This window comes from Gemmobacter aquaticus, from assembly GCF_007859075.1.
Classification (GTDB): Bacteria; Pseudomonadota; Alphaproteobacteria; order Rhodobacterales; family Rhodobacteraceae; genus Gemmobacter; species Gemmobacter aquaticus.
Window position 1 is genome coordinate 470,616 of sequence record NZ_VOAK01000011.1, and the last position, 16,364, is coordinate 486,979.

A 16,364-nucleotide genomic window follows, 5' to 3' on the forward strand; every position below is an offset into this window, starting at 1 on the left:
CAGGGTGAGCAGGGTGTCGAACATGGCGCTGTGGACGCCCTCTTTGTCAGGACGATCCGGTTTCAAACCCCCAACGGCAGACCGCATCTTGCCACTTGCGTCCTGGCCCCGGATACCCAGCACATGACGAAACGTCCCAGACATGACTCTGCGCGCAATGCGGCGATCTATTTCGCCGCCGATGGCTACGATCCTGCGGCCAAGGGCATCAACGGGCGCCGCGTGGCAGGGGAAAGCTTCATCCGTGGCTTCTTCCGCCACGCCGAGGTCGACGAGTTTGTGTCGCTGGCGACAACCTCGGCCGATCAGCCGCTGTTCGATCGACTGGCATCCGAGGAACGAGCAGGCATGCCCGTGCGCCACCTTCTGGCGCGTCAGCCCCAACAGATCGCGTCATTGGGGACGCTCTTCTATCCAAGCCCGAATTTCGCGGCCGAGACCTGGCGGCGGGCGCCAACGGGGCAGGCGGCATGGTCGATCTGCGGGATTACCCATACGATCTCGACCAAAGGGGTGATGCAGGGGTTTTATGACCTTCGCGCAAGTGCGCAGGCCGAGTGGGATGCGGTCATCTGCACCTCGCGCGCGGTTCTGGCATCGGTGCTGCACCAGTTCGAGTTGATCGACAGCTTTCATGAGCGGCGCTTTCACGGTGCCCGCCCGCCGAGGCCGCAGTTACCGGTGATCCCGCTGGGCGTGCATTGCGATGCTTTTGCACCCGATCCGGCCGCAGGGGCTGCGCTTCGCGAGCGGCTCGGGCTCGGGCCGAAGGACGTGCTCTTCACCACAATCGCGCGGCTGACCCCGCATGAGAAGTTCGACCCCCTGCCGCTTTATATCGCCATGCAGGCCGCGCAGCGGAGAATGCCAAGGGGTGCGCGTCTTGCAGTCGCATTCTGCGGGATCTTTCGCGACGACTATTCCCGCAAGATCTTTGAACAAGGCGCGGCGAAGCTGATGCCTGACGTGGGCTTCCACCTGCTTGACGGGGAGAGTGCGGCCGACCGAAAGGCGGCTCTGTCGGGGGCGGATGTTTTCGTCTTTGCCATCGACAATATTCAGGAAACCTTCGGTCTTGCCCCGATCGAGGCGATGGCTGCGGGGGTGCCGGTGCTCGTGTCTGACTGGGATGGCTTGCGCGATACGGTGACGGCCGATGTGGGGTTGCGTGTCGCCACCCGGACACTCGGCGCTGCCCATGCCGAGCAGGAGTCCTTTCGTCACCTGACCGGCGTCGACACCTATCTGCAGTATTGCGGGCAGGCCTCGGCCATGACCGAGATTGACATGGTCGCGCTGACCGGGGCGATCCAGATGCTGGCCCTGAACCCCGACCTGCGCGCACGCATGGGCGCGGCCGGTGCTCGGCGGGCGCGGGCGGTGTATGACTGGTCGCAGGTCATCCCGCAGATGCAGGATCTCTGGCAAGAACTTTCGGTGCGACGCAAGGCGGCGCTTTCAGCCGAGCCCGCGATGGCGCGTGCTGCCATTCCGGTCGGACCCTCGCCATTTGCGATGTTTGCGACCTATCCCACCCGACGCGGCGGGTTGGAGGGCGAACGGTTCATCCCCGGTGCGTTGGCGCCGACGCTGACATTGGCAGAAACGCTGGCGTTGCGGGACTATACCTCGACGGGGCGGCAGGTCGAAGCGACGACTACGCTGGCCGCTGTCCATGATGCGATCCTCGCAGCCGGCGCCGCAGGAATCGACCGCGCAGGACTTGAGGCGCGTACGGGAATGAACCCGATCTCGACGGACCGGGCGCTGATCTGGCTCTTGAAGTACGGGTTTGCCCGGCGGGCCTGACCGGCCCGCGTCAGTCGCGGAAGTGCCGGCTCTCGCGGATCTGCTCCCACGCCCAGACAACCTCTTGCAGGCGCTCTTCGTCCTCGCGGTTGCCGCCGTTCATGTCGGGGTGCAGGTCCTTGACCAGACTCTTGTATTGCTTGCGGATTTCGGTGCGCGTCCAGGTGTCGCGCGCATCGAGGATCTCCAGCGCCTTGCGCTCGGTCGATGGCAGCTTGCGGGTGACGGTGCTTTGAACCTTGCCGGGGTTCTGTGTGGCCTTTTCCCCCAGAAGCTGCATGGGATCGTTCACGCCAAGCCGCGCCCAGGCCCGGCCGTCATCCTTCTGGCTGAATGGCTTGGTTTCGCGCTCCCACACACGGGCCTTGTCCAGAAACTTCTGGAACTCGTCGTCCGTGGCCCCTTCAAAGAAGTTCCAGCGCAGGTTGTATTCGCGGACGTGATCCTTGCAGAACCAGAAAAAGTCATCCAGCTGGTCCGGCGACTTTGGCGCACGATAGAGGCCCGGCGCCGAGCAATCCGGAAAGTCGCAGGGCTTTTGCGAGGACTCGAAGGCCCCGGACATACCCCGCCGACCTGTCTTGCGCTTCTTCTTGTCAGAAGAGACGCGAATGTCGAATTCGAACGGGGGTTTCTGCATGGGTAGGCCTTTCCGACTCGGGGCGCCAAGTTTAGGTGATTGTGCGGCAACGTGAAGGGGGCAACGTCGGAAAATGGCGATCAGGGATGAAATACATGCACGGCTGACCGCGGCCTTTGCCCCGGATGTCTTGCAGATTCAGGATGATAGCGAAAAACACCGTGGCCATGGCGGCTGGCGCGAAGGCGGCGAGACGCATTTCAACGTGACCATCCGCGCGCCAAGCCTTGCGTCAATGACCCGCATCGCCCGCCACCGTGCCGTTCATCAGGCGCTCGGCGATCTGACCACACGCATCCATGCGCTGTCGCTGGACATCGGTTAATACCCGGTCCTGCGTCTTTCCTTTTGAAAATATCCTCGGGGGGTGCGGGGGGGCAGACAGCCCCCCGTCCACGGTCAGCCGAAAAGTGCCTTTGTTTCAAGCCTGCGCGCATGCAGCACGGGCTCGGTATAGCCCGAGGGCTGGATGCGGCCCTTGAACACCAGATCACACGCCGCAAGGAAAGCCGGGCCGTCAAAACCGGGGGCCATCGGGCGATAGGCCGGATCGCCCGCATTCTGGCGATCGACGACCGCCGCCATCTTGCGCATGGCCTGCATTACCTCATCTTCGGTGACGACCCCATGCAGCAACCAGTTTGCCAGCGCCTGGCTTGAGATGCGGCAGGTCGCGCGGTCTTCCATCAGGCCCACATCATGAATGTCCGGCACCTTTGAACAGCCGACGCCCTGATCCACCCAACGGACGACATAGCCCAGAATGCCTTGGGCGTTGTTCTCCACTTCGGCGCGGATTTCGTCGGCCGACCAGTTCTGCCCCTGTGCCACCGGCACGGTCAGCAGGTCGCGTAGGGTGCCGCGCGCGCCGCCCGCCGCGATCTCGGCCTGCCGTGCCAGCACATCGACCTTGTGGTAGTGCGTTGCATGCAGCGTAGCGGCGGTGGGCGAGGGCACCCATGCGCAATTCGCACCCGCCTTGGGATGCGCAATCTTCTGGTCCAGCATCGCGGCCATCAGATCAGGCGCCGCCCACATGCCCTTGCCGATCTGCGCCCGGCCCTGCAATCCGCAGGCAAGACCGATATCGACGTTGCGGTCCTCATAGCTCTTGATCCAGGCCGAGGACTTCATGTCGCCCTTCCGGATCATCGGCCCGGCCTCGATCGAGGTGTGGATCTCGTCGCCAGTCCGATCAAGGAAGCCGGTGTTGATGAAGGCCACCCGTTCGCGCGCCGCACGGATGCATTCCTTGAGGTTCACCGATGTCCGACGCTCTTCATCCATGATGCCCAGCTTCACGGTATTGCGCGGCAGGCCCAGCGTATCCTCGACCTTGTCGAAAATCTCGACGGCAAAGGCCACTTCCTCGGGGCCGTGCATCTTGGGCTTCACCACATAGACCGATCCTGCGGCCGAGTTGCGCGGGCCGCTGGCTTTCTTCAGGTCGTGCATGGCGCAGAGCGTGGTGACAAAGGCATCCATGATCCCCTCGCCGATCTCACGCCCTTCGGTGTCGAGGATCGCCGGGTTGGTCATCAGGTGACCGACATTGCGCACAAGCATCAGCGAGCGGCATTTCAGGGTCAGCGGCTGTCCATCGGCGCCGGTATAGGTGAAGTCGGGGTTCAGCTTGCGCGTAAAGCTCTTGCCACCCTTGCTGACCTCTTCGGTCAGGTCGCCCTTCATTAGCCCCAGCCAGTTTCCATAGGCCAGAACCTTGTCCTCGGCATCGACTGCGGCCACCGAATCCTCGCAATCCATGATGGCCGACATGGCCGATTCCAGCCAGACGTCCGAGATATGCGCCGGGTCGGTCGCCCCGATCTGCGACGTGGCGTCGATCAGCACTTCGATGTGCAATCCGTTGTTGCGCAGCACGAACTGGCTGGGGGCGGTGGCCGCACCGAAATAACCGGCGAACTGCGAGGGGCCCGCAAGGCCGGTGCTGCCCGATGCCAGACGCACCACCAGTGCGCCGCCATCAACCGCAAAGCTGCGCGCATCGCGCCAGCTTGCCCCGGCCAGCGGCACGGCGTCGTCGAGAAATCTGCGCGCCCAATCGATCACGCGCTGTCCACGTGCCGGATCATAGGCGCCACCCTTGGGCGCATCGCCAAGCGCATCCGTGCCATAGAGAGCGTCATACAGGCTGCCCCACCGCGCATTCGCGGCGTTCAGCGCGTATCGCGCATTCATCACAGGGACCACCAGTTGCGGGCCGGGGATGGTGGCAATCTCGGGGTCCACGTTTGTCGTGGACACCTGAAAATCCGGCCCCTCGGGCTGGATGTAGCCGATCTCGCGCAGGAAGGCCTCATGCGCGGCGGCGTCGAAGGGCTGGCCACGGCGTGCCTTGAACCAGTCGTCAATCGCGCTCTGCAAGGCCTCGCGCCGGGCCAGAAGATCGCGGTTCTTGGGGCCAAAGACGGACACTGCCTCGGCGAGGCCCTTCCAGAAGTTCCCGGCGCTGACACCAGAGCCGGGAAGGGCCTGTCCCTCGACAAACGCGACAAGCCGTGCGTCAACCTGCAACCCGTTTCTGTCCAAACGCTCGGCCATCGCGAACTCCTGATGTGATATCGGGCGAGGATGCGAAAAAATGTCAGGTCTGGCAACGGCTCGCGCCCAGCTATCTTGCGCCGCTGCTGGAAAAAACCTTGCTGAGCGTAGGCTCGGCGCCGCCTCTAGAGATCGAGGCTTAACTGTGCGGAGCTGGACTTGCCACGTGTTCCCGTGCGGCTGCGCGGCGGCATCCGGCTGCCGTGTCGTTCCAACACCTCGGCCCGCTCTTCGGCGAATCCGGGGGCGCGGCGCAGGCCATAGATCGTCTCGCGCGCGGCACGCGCTGCGGCGGCCACGTCGACGATCGGTTCGGGGTAGCGCCTCCCCAACAGACGGGCTGCGCCCGACCAGCGCCAAGGGGCGTGCAGATGGGTCTCGGGAACCTCGGCCAGTTCGGGCAGCCAACGGCGGATGAAGGCGCCGGTCGGGTCCTGATCCAGCCCCTGCTTCACCGGATTGTAGATGCGCGGCCGGTTTATCGCGGTGACGCCCGACTGCATCTGCACCTGCGGCCAATGGATGCCGGGCTCATAGTCGGTAAAAAGACGCGCCAGAACCGCGCCAGACTGCCGCCAATCAAGCCAGAGGTGATAGGAGGCACAGGCCATGACCATCGCCCGCATCCTGAAATTCAGCCAGCCCGTCGCGCGCAGATAGCGCATGCAGGCGTCGAGAAAGGGAATGCCGGTCTCGCCCAGGGTCCAGGCATGCAGGCGCGCGGCATCGCTGTCGCGCAGGCTGTCTGCCGCCACGTGCAGGGCATGGCACTCGATTTCGGGATCGTCCTCCAGCTTCTGCATGAAGTGGTCGCGCCATGCGAGCCGCGACTGAAAGCTGCTCAGGCTTGGTCCCCACGGGGCTGGCAGGCGTTCGGCTTGCCTTCGCGCGGTGGCCTGCACGACCTCGCGCACAGACACCGTACCGAGCGCGATGTGCGGAGAGAGCCGCGAGCAGGCGCGCTCTGCCGTCAATGGCGAGGACATGGCGCTGCGATAGGGTGCCCCGCGATGGGTCAGGAAGCTGTCGAGGCAGGCCAGCGCACGGGCACGTCCGCCGGCTTGCATGTGCGGGCATGGATCGTCCGCAAGGCCGAGTGATCGCGCAGTCGGGATTGCGCCCGGCTCAACGCCGGGCACCGGTGAAAGGCCCTGCGGCTGGACGGGATCGGCGGCCATGAAGGCATCGCGCCGGGCAGCCCAGCCATCGCGCTCGGCAAGCCGCCGGACCACGCCGGATTGAGGGACCTCGGTCCAGCGGATGCCCCGGCCGCGTGCCCAAGCCCCGACCCGCCGATCCCGCGCATAGGTCCACAGGTTGCCGGTTTCCTCATGGCTGACGATTTCACTGATTCCATAGGTGCGACAAAGCCGGTCCAGCACCTCGACGGCGTCCCCGGTGCGGACCACCAGGGGCAGGCCGCGCTGTGCGAGGTCGCCGCGCAAGGCGGCAAGCGAGCTTGCGACGAACGCCCATTGGCGGCCCGATGTATCGGGCAGGCGCCAATACTCCGGTTCGGCAATATAGACCGGCAGAACCCGTCCACGCGTGGCGGCAAGGGCCAGCGCAGGGTGATCTTCGGTGCGCAGGTCGCGCTTCATCCAGATAAGAACATTCATGGAACATTTATTGGTTGGCCCAGTGATGAAAGTAAAGATGTGGCCGAAAGCCGGGTTGCCAAGACCAAAGTTCGCGAACCGCCGCCGGTGATGACTTGCAGGGTGATCAACCTGTCATACAAGTATTGACTTTATGCCTGACATGGCGCTATCAAACTTTCGGGGCCGGACGAATCCCGATGCCGGTGCCTGGAATGCAGGGGGAGAGTGCATGATCATTACCGATGTCGAGGTGCGGGTCTTCCGCACGACCACGCGCCGCCATTCAGACAGCGCGGGTCATGCCCACCCCGGACCTGCGCACCAGGTGCAGCAGGCCATGCTGACACTCCGCTCTGAGGATGGCCACGAAGGTCATTCCTTCACCGCGCCCGAGATTGTCCGGCCGCATGTGATCGATAAGTTCGTCAAGAAAGTTCTGATTGGGCAAGATCATAGGGATCGCGAGCGTCTGTGGCACGATCTGGCGCACTGGCAGCGCGGCTCCGCAGCGCAACTGACTGATCGCACACTCGCCGTGGTGGATTGCGCGCTTTGGGATCTGGCAGGGCGCAGTCTTGGTCAGCCTGTTCACAAACTGATTGGCGCCTACCGTGACAAGGTTCTGGCCTATGGCAGCATCATGTGCGGGGACGAGCTGGAAGGGGGGCTGGCGACACCCGAGGACTATGGCCGCTTCGCCGAAACCCTGGTGAAGCGCGGCTACAAGGGCATCAAGTTGCACACCTGGATGCCACCTGTCAGCTGGGCACCGGACGTGAAAATGGATCTCAAGGCCTGTGCTGCGGTGCGCGAGGCGGTTGGGCCGGATATCCGCCTGATGATCGATGCGTTCCACTGGTACACCCGCACCGACGCGCTGGAACTGGGGCGAGGGCTTGAAAAACTTGGCTTTGACTGGATTGAAGAGCCAATGGATGAACAATCCATGTCGTCCTACAAATGGCTGGCCGACAATCTCGATATCCCCGTGATCGGGCCGGAGAGTGCGGCTGGAAAGCATTGGCACCGCGCCGAATGGGTGCGTCAAGGTGCCTGCGATATTCTGCGGACCGGGGTAAACGACGTGGGCGGCATCACCCCGGCGATCAAGACCATGCGTATGGCCGAGGCCTTTGGCATGGACTGCGAAGTGCATGGCAATACGGCCATGAACCTGCATGTGGTGGCCGCTTCCAAGAATTGCCGCTGGTATGAGCGCGGGCTTCTGCACCCGTTCCTCGAGTACGACGACGGCCACGACTATCTGAAATCACTCTCGGACCCGATGGATCGGGATGGCTTTGTCCATGTGCCTGACCGCCCCGGTCTGGGCGAGGACATCGACTTTGATTTCATCGAGAACAACCGCGTAGGATGAAAGCAAGGCGCTCGAAATGAAACAGATTCTTGCGTTTGGTGACAGTCTGACATGGGGTGCCGATCCGGTCACCGGCCTGCGCCATCCTGAGAGCGGGCAATGGCCGCGCGTGCTTGGGGCGGGGCTGGATGGTGCGCGCGTCCATGCAGACGGGGTGGGCGGTCGCACCACCTGCCGTGACGACGATGCGGGGGCCGCATGCCGGAACGGGGCCAAGGCGCTGCCGGTTGCCCTGTCTGCACATATGCCGCTCGATCTGGTCATTCTGATGCTGGGTACCAATGATCTGAAGGCGGTGCATGGGGGGCGGGCCGTGACGGCGCAGGCGGGTATTCGTCGCCTGGCAGAGATCGTTGAGCTTTTTCCCTACAAGCCACGCAGCGCGAAACCCCGATTGCTGATCGTCGCACCGCCGGCCTGCGGCCCGAATGCCGCGGGCGGCCGGATTGTTTCTGAATCAGAGCTATTGGCGCTGCTCTATCGCAGTCTCGCCACCGAACTGGACTGCGCCTTCTTTGATGCCGGCACCGTCGCACACTGCAGTGCGGCCGATGGCGTGCATCTGGATGCCGAGAATACAGCGGCGATTGGCCGCGCCCTGATTGGCCCTGTTTTGCAGCTTCTTGCCTGACAGGATAGCGCAGATACGCCACATGCCGGACATGTTGGCTTCGAGGCGAGCCGCGCGCCCTTGACGCGGCACTGGATGGGAGGACACATGAAACGCTTTCTGGCATCGGTCGCGCTTGGCGCATTGCTGATCGGGGCAGCTCCGATGGGGGCCATTGCGGAAACCCCGGCGGATCAGCTGATCGTCGCAACGAGCATGAGCAACATTCTGACGCTTGATCCCGCGACGATTACCGGGCGCGAGACGGTACAGGTGCTGAACAACATCTATGACACGCTGGTGATCCTGTCGCCCGAGGATCGTTCGATCCAGCCCCGCATTGCCGAAAGCTGGGAGGTGGCGCCCGACCGTATGTCGATCCGCTTCAAGCTGCGGCAGGATGCGAAATTCGCCTCGGGCAATCCGGTGACGGCGCAGGATGTCGCCTGGAGCCTGCAGCGCCTGATGAAGCTGAACCTTGCGCAGGCATCATTCCTGAAGTCGCGCGGCTTCACGGCCGATGCGGCGCCTACACTGTTCGTGGCAGAGGATGACCACACTTTTGTGATGAACCTGCCGAAACCCGATGACCCGAACCTGATCCTGATGGTGCTTGCACAAAGCGGGCCGGGCTCGATACTCGATACAAAGACCGTGCTCGAGCATGAAAAGGACGGTGATCTGGGGGCTGACTGGTTGACCCTGAACTCGGCCGGATCGGGACCGTTCACGCTGACGCAATGGGCGTCGAACGAATACATCATCCTCACGCGCAATGACAATTACTGGGGGCCAGCCCCTGCGATGAACCGCGTGCTGATGCGCCACCTGCCGGAATCGCAATCGCAGCGACTGATGCTGGAGCAGGGCGATATCGACGTGGCCTATTCGATGCAGGCCCCCGATCTGCAGTCGCTGGAAGGCAGTGAAAAGATCACCGTCGCCTCTGCGCCGGGTTCAGGTTTTTACTACCTGTCCGTGTCGATGAAGGATGAACGCTTTGCCAATCCGAAGGTGCGTGCTGCGCTGCGGCTGCTGATCGACTACGAGGGTATCAACAAGGCCGTCATGCCCTATTACGGCAAGCTGCACCAACGGCCGCTGTCGACCGGCGTTGCGGGTCTGCTGCCCGATCCGGGGTATAAGCTGGATGTGGAACAGGCCAAGGCGCTGTTGGCCGAAGCAGGTTACCCCGACGGGTTCAAGACCACGCTGCGGGTTCTGTCGGAAGATCCCTTCATGAAGGCCGCGACCGCGATCCAGAACACGCTGGCGCAGGCCGGTATCGAGGCAGAGCTGATCACCGGCTCGGGCGACCAGATCTATGGCGCGATGCGCGAGCGGAACTTTGAACTGCTCGTCGGGCGCGGCGGCGGCGGTCAGCAACCCCATGCCGACAGCAATCTGCGCGCGCTGGCCTACAACCCCGACAATAGCGATGAGGCGAAGCTCACCAACTATCAGGGTTGGCGCACCAGCTATTACGACCCGAAGCTGAACGAGATGATCGAGGCTGCGCTGCTTGAGCAGGATCCGGCCAAGCAGGCCAAGCTTTATGAGGAAATTCAGGTCTATATGGACCAATCCGTCATGTCGATCCTGCCGTTCTCGGAGGTTGTCGATACCGCCGCCTACCAGTCGGATGTTCAGGGCATGATCGTCAGCCCCTGGGTGTCGCGGTTTGAAGGCGTGACCAAGACCCGCTGATCCATTCCTCCACACCCTCCACGGATCGGCCAAGGGACGGGCGCATCGCAAGATGCGCCCGTTCGCCTTTGTGCGTCACGCGAGCCCAGGGGCGGGACAAACGGAAAGGGCCGCGCCTTTCGGCACGGCCCTTTCGGTTGCGGTGGGGCAGAGGTCAGATCTGCCCTTCGTATTCCAGCGAGGCGGCGATCAGTTGCCGCGCGTAAGGATGGGTTGCGCCATTCCCGGCGATCGCCTCGCGCGGCAGGATCTCGGTGATCTCACCGTGCAGCATCACTGCGAAACGGTCACACATATGGTCAACCACGGCCAGATCATGCGTCACCATGATATAGGTGAAGCCACGCTCTTCCCGCAGTCGGGCGAGCAGGTTCAGGATCTCTGCCTGAACCGAGACATCAAGCGCCGAGGTCGGCTCATCCAGCAGCAGGACCGCAGGTTCAAGGATCAGCGCGCGCGCAATGGCCACCCGCTGCCGCTGCCCGCCCGAGAGTTGATGGGGGAAGCGGTCGAGGAACTCGACGGGCAGGCCCACATCGGTCAGCGCGCGGCGCATCCGCGCCTCACGGTCGTCAAGGCCATGGATGCGCAGCGGCTCGGCCAGCACGGTGCGCACCGATTGGCGCGGGTGGAGCGAACCGTAGGGGTCCTGGAACACCATCTGCAGCAGACGGCAGCGGTCCTTCAGCGGCACGTCGCGCACATTACGGCCGCCGATCTCCACCTTGCCGGTCCAGAAGTCGGTCAGCATCGAAACACAGCGCAGCACAGTCGACTTGCCCGAACCGCTTTCGCCGACAAGCCCGAAGCACTCGCCCGGCTTGACCGAGAAGCTGACGCCGGGCAGCACCTTGACAGCATCCGGCCCGTGGCCAAAGCTGATCGACAGGTCTTGGATAGCGACTGATGCGGTCATGTCCGGGCCTCCTCTTTCCATTCCGGGCGACGGTCAAGCACAGCCAGCGGTGCGCGCGATCCGCCGATGCGCGGCTGTGCGGCCAGAAGGCCGCGGGTGTAGGGGTGTTGCGCGTGGTCCATGTCGCGCGCATTCAGCGTCTCCACCACGCGACCGGCATACATGATCAGCACCCGGTCGCAGAAATTGCGGACAAGATTAAGGTCATGCGAGATCATGATGAGGCCAATGCCGCGATCGCGCACCAGCCCGTCGAGGATGTTCAGAACCTGCAGACGCACCGTCACATCCAGCGCCGATGTCGGCTCGTCCGCGATGACCAGATCGGGATCGGCCAAAAGCATCATTGCGATCATCACGCGCTGGCCCATGCCGCCCGAAATCTCGTGGGGGTAAAGGTCATGCACGCGCTCCGGGTCGCGGATTTTTACCGCCGCAAGCATCTCAAGCGTCTTGACGCGTGCGTCTGACTTCGACACCGGAAAGTGCCGCAGCAGCGTCTCGGCCACCTGATGGCCCACGCGTTGAATGGGGTTCAGGCTGAACTTCGGGTCCTGCAGGATCATCGACATCCGCCGCCCGCGCACCTTGAGCATCTGCGCCTCGGAAAGGTTGAGCAGGTCGAGATCCTCGAACCGGAGTTTCTCGGCCGTCACCTGCGCCGAGGGCAAGAGCCGCAGCAGCGCCCGGCCTACGGTCGATTTGCCCGACCCGCTTTCACCCACGATACCAAGCCGTTCGCGCCCGAGCGTGAAGCTCACGTCGCGCACGGCATCGGTGGGGGCGCCATTGTAGCGGATGCAAAGGTTCTTGACCTCGAGAATGGGGTTTTCCATCGGCTTACCTGCGGTTCATCTGCTTGGGGTCCAGCGCGTCGCGCAAGCCATCGCCCAGAAGGTTGAAGGCAAGGCTGACACAAAGGATCGAAAGGCCGGGGAAGGTCACAAGCCACCAGCTGTCGATCATGTAGCGCCGCCCGGTGGCGATCATCGCGCCCCATTCGGGCAGGGGCGGCTGCGCGCCGAGCCCCAGAAAGCCAAGCCCGGCTGCAGTCAGGATCACGGTTGCCATGTTCAGCGTAAGCCGGATCAGCACCGAGGGCAGGCACATCGGCATGATCGACTTGACGATGATCCGCAGGGGCGAGGCGCCTTGCAGACGCGCGGCGGCAATGTAGTCGGCCTTGCGGAAGGTCATCGTCTCGGCGCGCGCAAGGCGGGCGATCGGGGGCCAGGCGGTCAGGCCGATGGCGATGATTGCGTTGTTCAGGCTTGGGCCGAGCGCCGCGACAAAGGCCAGCGACAGGATCAGCGAGGGAAAGGACAGAAAGATGTCGGTGATCCGCATCATTACCGTATCAATGCGCCCGCCAAGATAGCCCGAGGTGGTGCCGACGATCAGTCCGATGGGGCCTACGACAATCGACACGAGGAAGATGATGGTCAGCGTGATCCGCGCGCCCCAGACAAGGCGCGAAAATATGTCCCGCCCCAACTCATCCGCGCCGAACAGATGGCCGTTGCCCGGTGCCTGAAGCACGTTGTTGAGGTCTTGCGCATAGGGGTCATGCGTGGCGATCCATGGCGCGAAGGCTGCGGTGAGGATCAGGATCGACAACACCAGAAGGCCAAAGGCCGAGGTTGGCGAGCGAAGGAGAAATGTCAGGATGTTGCGCGCGGCCAGAAGCGGCGCAGGCAGGCGGGATGCGGGCAGCGCGGTCATTTTGTCCTCGGATCGAACAAGCGATAAAGAAGATCAGAGAGCAGGTTCAGCGCGATGAAGATCACGCCCACGATCAGAACGCAGGTCATCACGGCGTTCATGTCTCCGATGATCAGGTTGTTGGTCAGGTACTGGCCAAAGCCCGGCCAGGCGAAGACCGTCTCGATCAGCACCGCGCCTTCAAGAAGGCCGCCATAGGCCAGCGCGATGATCGTCACCAGTTGCACGCGGATGTTGCCAAAGGCGTGCCGCCAGATGGTCTGCCGCCGCGACAGGCCTTTGACGCGGGCGGTGACCATATACTCCTGCCCCAGTTGATCCAGCATGAAGCTGCGGGTCATCCGGGTGATATAGGCCGAGGAGGAATATCCCAGCAGGGCAGCAGGCAGGATCAGGTGGTTCACGGCGCTGGCGAAAACGTCCATCTCGCCGGCAATCAGGCTGTCGATCAGCAGAAAGCCAGTCACGTCCGGGACCATGCCAATGTAGAACTGGCTCATCCGCCCCGATCCGCCGACCCAACCCAGATGGGCATAAAAAACGATCAGCGCGATCATCCCTGTCCAGAAGATCGGCATCGAATGACCAAACAGGCTGAACACCCGCACCAGATGGTCCGGCCAACGGTCCTTGTTGACCGCCGCCGTAACGCCCAGCGGGATGCCCAGCCCCGCGCCGATCAGGATGGCAAAGGTGGCAAGCTCGATCGTGGCGGGCATGACATGCAGGATATCCTCGATCACCGGCTTGCCTGTACGGATCGAGGTGCCGAAATCGCCTGTCAGGACATCGCCCAGATAGCGCAGGAATTGCTCCCAAAGCGGGCGATCAAGGCCGAGTTGCTGGAACACTTGCTGGTAGATCTCGGGTGAGGCTTCCTCGCCCACAATGGCGCGCACCGGATCGGCAGGCATCATACGCCCGATAACGAAGGTGAGCAGCAAAAGCCCCAGCAGTGTAACCGCAATGGTGCCGGCCTGCCCAAGGGCGCCACGCAGGCGCATTCGGCTGATTGACATGGTTCCTCCCCCGGTCTCGCCTGTTCCACGCTATCGAAGGTCGTACAGGCTGACAGATACTTATACCTGTCTGACAAGTTTGCGTGTTGCTGTCAAGCCGGGGATGGCCTGACAGCGCTTTCTTACAGGAAATCGTCGCGGCGCGGCGTGAAGCAGTCGATCAGTTCACCGGCCTCAAGGCATTCACAGCCGTGTTCGATGCCCGATGGAATCACCAGGCTGTCACCGGCTTGCAGGTCATGGGCCACTCCATCGCGGAAAAAGCGGAACTTGCCCCTTGCCACATAGGTCGATTGCACGTGCGGATGGCTGTGCAACTTGCCGTTTGCGCCGGTTTCAAAGCGAAACGACACGACCATCAGCTCGGGTGACTCGGCGAGCACCTGGCGCTGGACGCCAGTGTCGGGGGTGCGTACGGGAAAGGTGGGAAGGGACATGGCCTGGCCTCCAGATTAAACTCTGGTCATCACATATCCAGTTCAATCCTGTCTGACAAGACGGCTTGCCGTCAGGTCGTGGATCGCCCGACCCGAAGCAGGGCCTTGTAGCGTTCAAGGCTGCCGCGCAGGTGCTCTCTCATGCGGTCACGCGCGGCCTCGGCGTCACCTTCCATGATGGCATCAAGGATCTGACTGTGTTCCTGTTGCAGGTGAAGGTTATAGTCCTTCGGCCTTGCGCCGGGGGCGGCGCCCTGCAGTTCGCCGCGCGGGATGATCCCTGATCGAATCAGGGTCAGAAACTCAGGAAAGCGGCGGTTCTGCGTGGCCTCGGCAATGGCCATGTGAAACTCGAAATCCGCGTCGCGGGTGGGTTCATCGGCGCGCAGGCAGTCGACGACGCGGTGATGTGCGTCGATGATTGCCTCCAGCTGGGCAGGGGACCGACGTGCTGCGGCAAGGGCTGCGGCCTCTATCTCGAACACCGTCCGCAACTCAAGCAGTTCGATGACCGACGAGATACGCGCGGTTGTCAGATCATCAAATGGTCGCGTGGGTCGGGCCGAAAGATCCAGCGCGAAGACGCCGGCACCCTTGCGCGCCTCAACCAACCCGTCAGCGCGCAAGGCGGCGATCGCTTCACGAACGACGGCGCGGCTGACCGAATGCAGACGCGTCAGCTCGTTCTCGCTGGGCAATTTGTCTCCGGCACGGAACACGCCCGCTTCAAGATCGCGCCGCAGGCTGTTTGCGATCCGATCGACAAGCGAATCCTCGGACCGGGTGGGCAAAACCTTGGCTGCGTCAATCATCTTGCTCTCCTGCCGGTCTGTCCGACATCTTGGCGTCCTTGCAAGAGTGGTATCGCTATGCGGCCCCACCTGCAAGCGATCAGCGCAGTTGACGTTCAAGCCAGTCGAAGGCTGCGGTCTGACGGTCAGGAAGAAAGCTGTGACCGCAGTCAGGACGGTGCAAGGCCAGGCGGTCCGCAGCTCCAAACGCTTGCCACACTTCGGAAAGCCTCGTGTAAGCGGACTCGACCGCCGGTGCGGGGAACAGATGGTCCGCAAGGCCGACCTCTGACCAGAGGGGTCTTGGGGCGGACAGTGCCGCGATGTCAGGCAGGTCGAGGTAGCGTGCCAGCAGGGGGTGTGTCATCCAGAAGGCCGATTGCCCTCGCGTCTGGTTGTTCTCGGGCGTCATCAGGCCTGGCAGGCTTGCCATCCAGCTGATCGAGACGGTGGCCGCGATATGCCGTGACAGCGCTGCCGTTTGCCAAGCCCGAAAGCCGCCGAGAGAAAATCCGACTGCAGCGATGCGTTGGGCGTCGACGGACGGGTGTGTTGCAAGCCAGTCTGCGGCGCGGCAGTCCTCCCAGGCCATGATGCTCGCGGGCGACAGGCCGATTTGCATCAGGTTGGCGGCCAGAGCCTGTTGCGCCGCATAGCCATTGCCCGCGCGGCCACCCCAGCCAAGCGCATCGACCGAGAGCACCGCAAAACCCCGGCGCAGCAACTCGGCCCCGTAGGGTCGCGCGCCGAAAAAACGCTGCGCCCAGGCCTCGGCCACCGGGTTCGGGGCTGTGCATGGCAAGCATTTCTCCTTGCCGATTGCAAACTCTGACCCGTGGTCATGAAGGGCGAGAACGGCGGGATGCGGCCCCGTGGTATCCGGAAGGGCCAGCAGCGCGGGGGCAATCAGGCCCGAGCCGAAATCGAGCGCGATCTCCTGAACGACGCCACCTGCGACGGGAACCTCTGTGAACACCTCTTTGGTGATCGGCGGCTCCGGAAGATCCGGTAGCGCAAGGTCGCGCAGAATTTGCCGACCCGCCTCGCGCCATCCGGCAGGATCGGCGTCTGGCCGCCAGCCCGCGAGAAAACCGCGCCTCCGGGCATGCTCCAGCAGGGCAGGCACCAGATTGTCGGGGGTGATCTGTGGTTCACGCATCCTCAGTCCGGGG

15 protein-coding genes are annotated in these 16,364 nt (G+C 63.2%); 5 read left to right on the forward strand and 10 right to left on the reverse strand.

Features of this window, described 5'->3' with window-relative positions; translation table 11 throughout:
• Positions 1-123: 123 nt before the first annotated feature.
• Positions 124-1,809: a glycosyltransferase family 4 protein gene (locus tag FQU74_RS04325; protein ID WP_158635528.1), complete on the forward strand. Its 1,686-nt coding sequence runs from the start codon at positions 124-126 to the stop codon at positions 1,807-1,809.
• 10 nt (positions 1,810-1,819) lie between these two features.
• Here FQU74_RS04325 and FQU74_RS04330 read toward each other — a convergent pair whose 3' ends face one another.
• Positions 1,820-2,449, reverse strand: a complete 630-nt coding sequence (locus tag FQU74_RS04330) for a J domain-containing protein (protein ID WP_146285194.1) — start codon at positions 2,447-2,449, stop codon at positions 1,820-1,822.
• Positions 2,450-2,522: 73 nt separating this feature from the next.
• On the opposite strand from FQU74_RS04330, the gene FQU74_RS04335 reads away from it, so the two are divergent.
• Positions 2,523-2,774 (forward strand): BolA family protein, encoded by a 252-nt coding sequence (locus FQU74_RS04335; protein ID WP_146285195.1) that lies wholly within the window; start codon positions 2,523-2,525, stop codon positions 2,772-2,774.
• Between the two features lie 74 nt (positions 2,775-2,848).
• Here the strand turns inward: FQU74_RS04335 and FQU74_RS04340 are convergent, their stop codons facing one another.
• Together FQU74_RS04340 and FQU74_RS04345 are read right to left on the reverse strand one after the other, a co-directional pair.
• Positions 2,849-5,011, reverse strand: coding sequence for a malate synthase G (locus tag FQU74_RS04340; RefSeq protein ID WP_146285196.1), 2,163 nt, complete (start codon positions 5,009-5,011; stop codon positions 2,849-2,851).
• A gap of 125 nt (positions 5,012-5,136) precedes the next feature.
• Positions 5,137-6,630, reverse strand: a complete 1,494-nt coding sequence (locus FQU74_RS04345; protein WP_146285197.1) for an FAD-binding domain-containing protein — start codon at positions 6,628-6,630, stop codon at positions 5,137-5,139.
• 211 nt (positions 6,631-6,841) lie between these two features.
• Here FQU74_RS04345 and FQU74_RS04350 point away from each other — a divergent pair, with 211 nt between their 5' ends.
• The 3 genes from FQU74_RS04350 to FQU74_RS04360 all read left to right on the forward strand — a co-directional run bounded on the left by FQU74_RS04350 (position 6,842) and on the right by FQU74_RS04360 (position 10,307).
• Positions 6,842-7,990 (forward strand): mandelate racemase family protein, encoded by a 1,149-nt coding sequence (locus FQU74_RS04350; RefSeq protein ID WP_146285198.1) that lies wholly within the window; start codon positions 6,842-6,844, stop codon positions 7,988-7,990.
• Between the two features lie 16 nt (positions 7,991-8,006).
• Positions 8,007-8,621, forward strand: coding sequence for an SGNH/GDSL hydrolase family protein (locus tag FQU74_RS04355; protein WP_146285199.1), 615 nt, complete (start codon positions 8,007-8,009; stop codon positions 8,619-8,621).
• A gap of 87 nt (positions 8,622-8,708) precedes the next feature.
• Complete coding sequence (locus FQU74_RS04360; protein WP_146285200.1) at positions 8,709-10,307, forward strand: ABC transporter substrate-binding protein; 1,599 nt, start codon at positions 8,709-8,711, stop codon at positions 10,305-10,307.
• Positions 10,308-10,461: 154 nt separating this feature from the next.
• On the opposite strand, the gene FQU74_RS04365 is transcribed toward FQU74_RS04360, so the two are convergent.
• The 7 genes from FQU74_RS04365 to FQU74_RS04395 form a co-directional block, all read right to left on the reverse strand.
• Positions 10,462-11,223: an ABC transporter ATP-binding protein gene (locus tag FQU74_RS04365; RefSeq protein WP_146285201.1), complete on the reverse strand. Its 762-nt coding sequence runs from the start codon at positions 11,221-11,223 to the stop codon at positions 10,462-10,464.
• A complete protein-coding gene (locus FQU74_RS04370; RefSeq protein WP_146285202.1) occupies positions 11,220-12,059 on the reverse strand; it encodes an ABC transporter ATP-binding protein in 840 nt (279 codons plus the stop codon). Before FQU74_RS04370 ends, FQU74_RS04365 begins: the two co-directional genes overlap by 4 nt.
• A 4-nt stretch (positions 12,060-12,063) precedes the next feature.
• Positions 12,064-12,945 (reverse strand): ABC transporter permease, encoded by an 882-nt coding sequence (locus FQU74_RS04375; protein WP_146285203.1) that lies wholly within the window; start codon positions 12,943-12,945, stop codon positions 12,064-12,066.
• Positions 12,942-13,964: an ABC transporter permease gene (locus FQU74_RS04380; protein WP_146285204.1), complete on the reverse strand. Its 1,023-nt coding sequence runs from the start codon at positions 13,962-13,964 to the stop codon at positions 12,942-12,944. The genes FQU74_RS04375 and FQU74_RS04380 overlap by 4 nt, the downstream gene beginning before the upstream one ends.
• A gap of 122 nt (positions 13,965-14,086) precedes the next feature.
• Positions 14,087-14,401 (reverse strand): cupin domain-containing protein, encoded by a 315-nt coding sequence (locus FQU74_RS04385; protein WP_146285205.1) that lies wholly within the window; start codon positions 14,399-14,401, stop codon positions 14,087-14,089.
• A 71-nt stretch (positions 14,402-14,472) separates the two neighbouring features.
• On the reverse strand, positions 14,473-15,213 hold the full coding sequence (locus FQU74_RS04390; RefSeq protein WP_146285206.1) for a FadR/GntR family transcriptional regulator: 741 nt from the start codon (positions 15,211-15,213) through the stop codon (positions 14,473-14,475).
• Between the two features lie 79 nt (positions 15,214-15,292).
• Positions 15,293-16,351 (reverse strand): dienelactone hydrolase family protein, encoded by a 1,059-nt coding sequence (locus FQU74_RS04395; RefSeq protein ID WP_146285207.1) that lies wholly within the window; start codon positions 16,349-16,351, stop codon positions 15,293-15,295.
• Between the last annotated feature and the right edge of the window lie 13 nt (positions 16,352-16,364).

Bases quoted from the DNA above. Each gene is read 5' to 3' on its own strand.
- FQU74_RS04335 (WP_146285195.1), top strand. From the start codon at position 2,523: ATGGCGATCAGGGATGAAATACATGCACGGCTGACCGCGGCCTTTGCC.
- FQU74_RS04340 (WP_146285196.1), bottom strand. From the start codon at position 5,011: ATGGCCGAGCGTTTGGACAGAAACGGGTTGCAGGTTGACGCACGGCTT.
- FQU74_RS04390 (WP_146285206.1), bottom strand. From the start codon at position 15,213: ATGATTGACGCAGCCAAGGTTTTGCCCACCCGGTCCGAGGATTCGCTT.
- FQU74_RS04385 (WP_146285205.1), bottom strand. From the start codon at position 14,401: ATGTCCCTTCCCACCTTTCCCGTACGCACCCCCGACACTGGCGTCCAG.
- FQU74_RS04370 (WP_146285202.1), bottom strand. From the start codon at position 12,059: ATGGAAAACCCCATTCTCGAGGTCAAGAACCTTTGCATCCGCTACAAT.
- FQU74_RS04380 (WP_146285204.1), bottom strand. From the start codon at position 13,964: ATGTCAATCAGCCGAATGCGCCTGCGTGGCGCCCTTGGGCAGGCCGGC.
- FQU74_RS04355 (WP_146285199.1), top strand. From the start codon at position 8,007: ATGAAACAGATTCTTGCGTTTGGTGACAGTCTGACATGGGGTGCCGAT.
- FQU74_RS04350 (WP_146285198.1), top strand. From the start codon at position 6,842: ATGATCATTACCGATGTCGAGGTGCGGGTCTTCCGCACGACCACGCGC.
- FQU74_RS04325 (WP_158635528.1), top strand. From the start codon at position 124: ATGACGAAACGTCCCAGACATGACTCTGCGCGCAATGCGGCGATCTAT.
- FQU74_RS04375 (WP_146285203.1), bottom strand. From the start codon at position 12,945: ATGACCGCGCTGCCCGCATCCCGCCTGCCTGCGCCGCTTCTGGCCGCG.
- FQU74_RS04365 (WP_146285201.1), bottom strand. From the start codon at position 11,223: ATGACCGCATCAGTCGCTATCCAAGACCTGTCGATCAGCTTTGGCCAC.
- FQU74_RS04395 (WP_146285207.1), bottom strand. From the start codon at position 16,351: ATGCGTGAACCACAGATCACCCCCGACAATCTGGTGCCTGCCCTGCTG.
- FQU74_RS04330 (WP_146285194.1), bottom strand. From the start codon at position 2,449: ATGCAGAAACCCCCGTTCGAATTCGACATTCGCGTCTCTTCTGACAAG.
- FQU74_RS04345 (WP_146285197.1), bottom strand. From the start codon at position 6,630: ATGAATGTTCTTATCTGGATGAAGCGCGACCTGCGCACCGAAGATCAC.
- FQU74_RS04360 (WP_146285200.1), top strand. From the start codon at position 8,709: ATGAAACGCTTTCTGGCATCGGTCGCGCTTGGCGCATTGCTGATCGGG.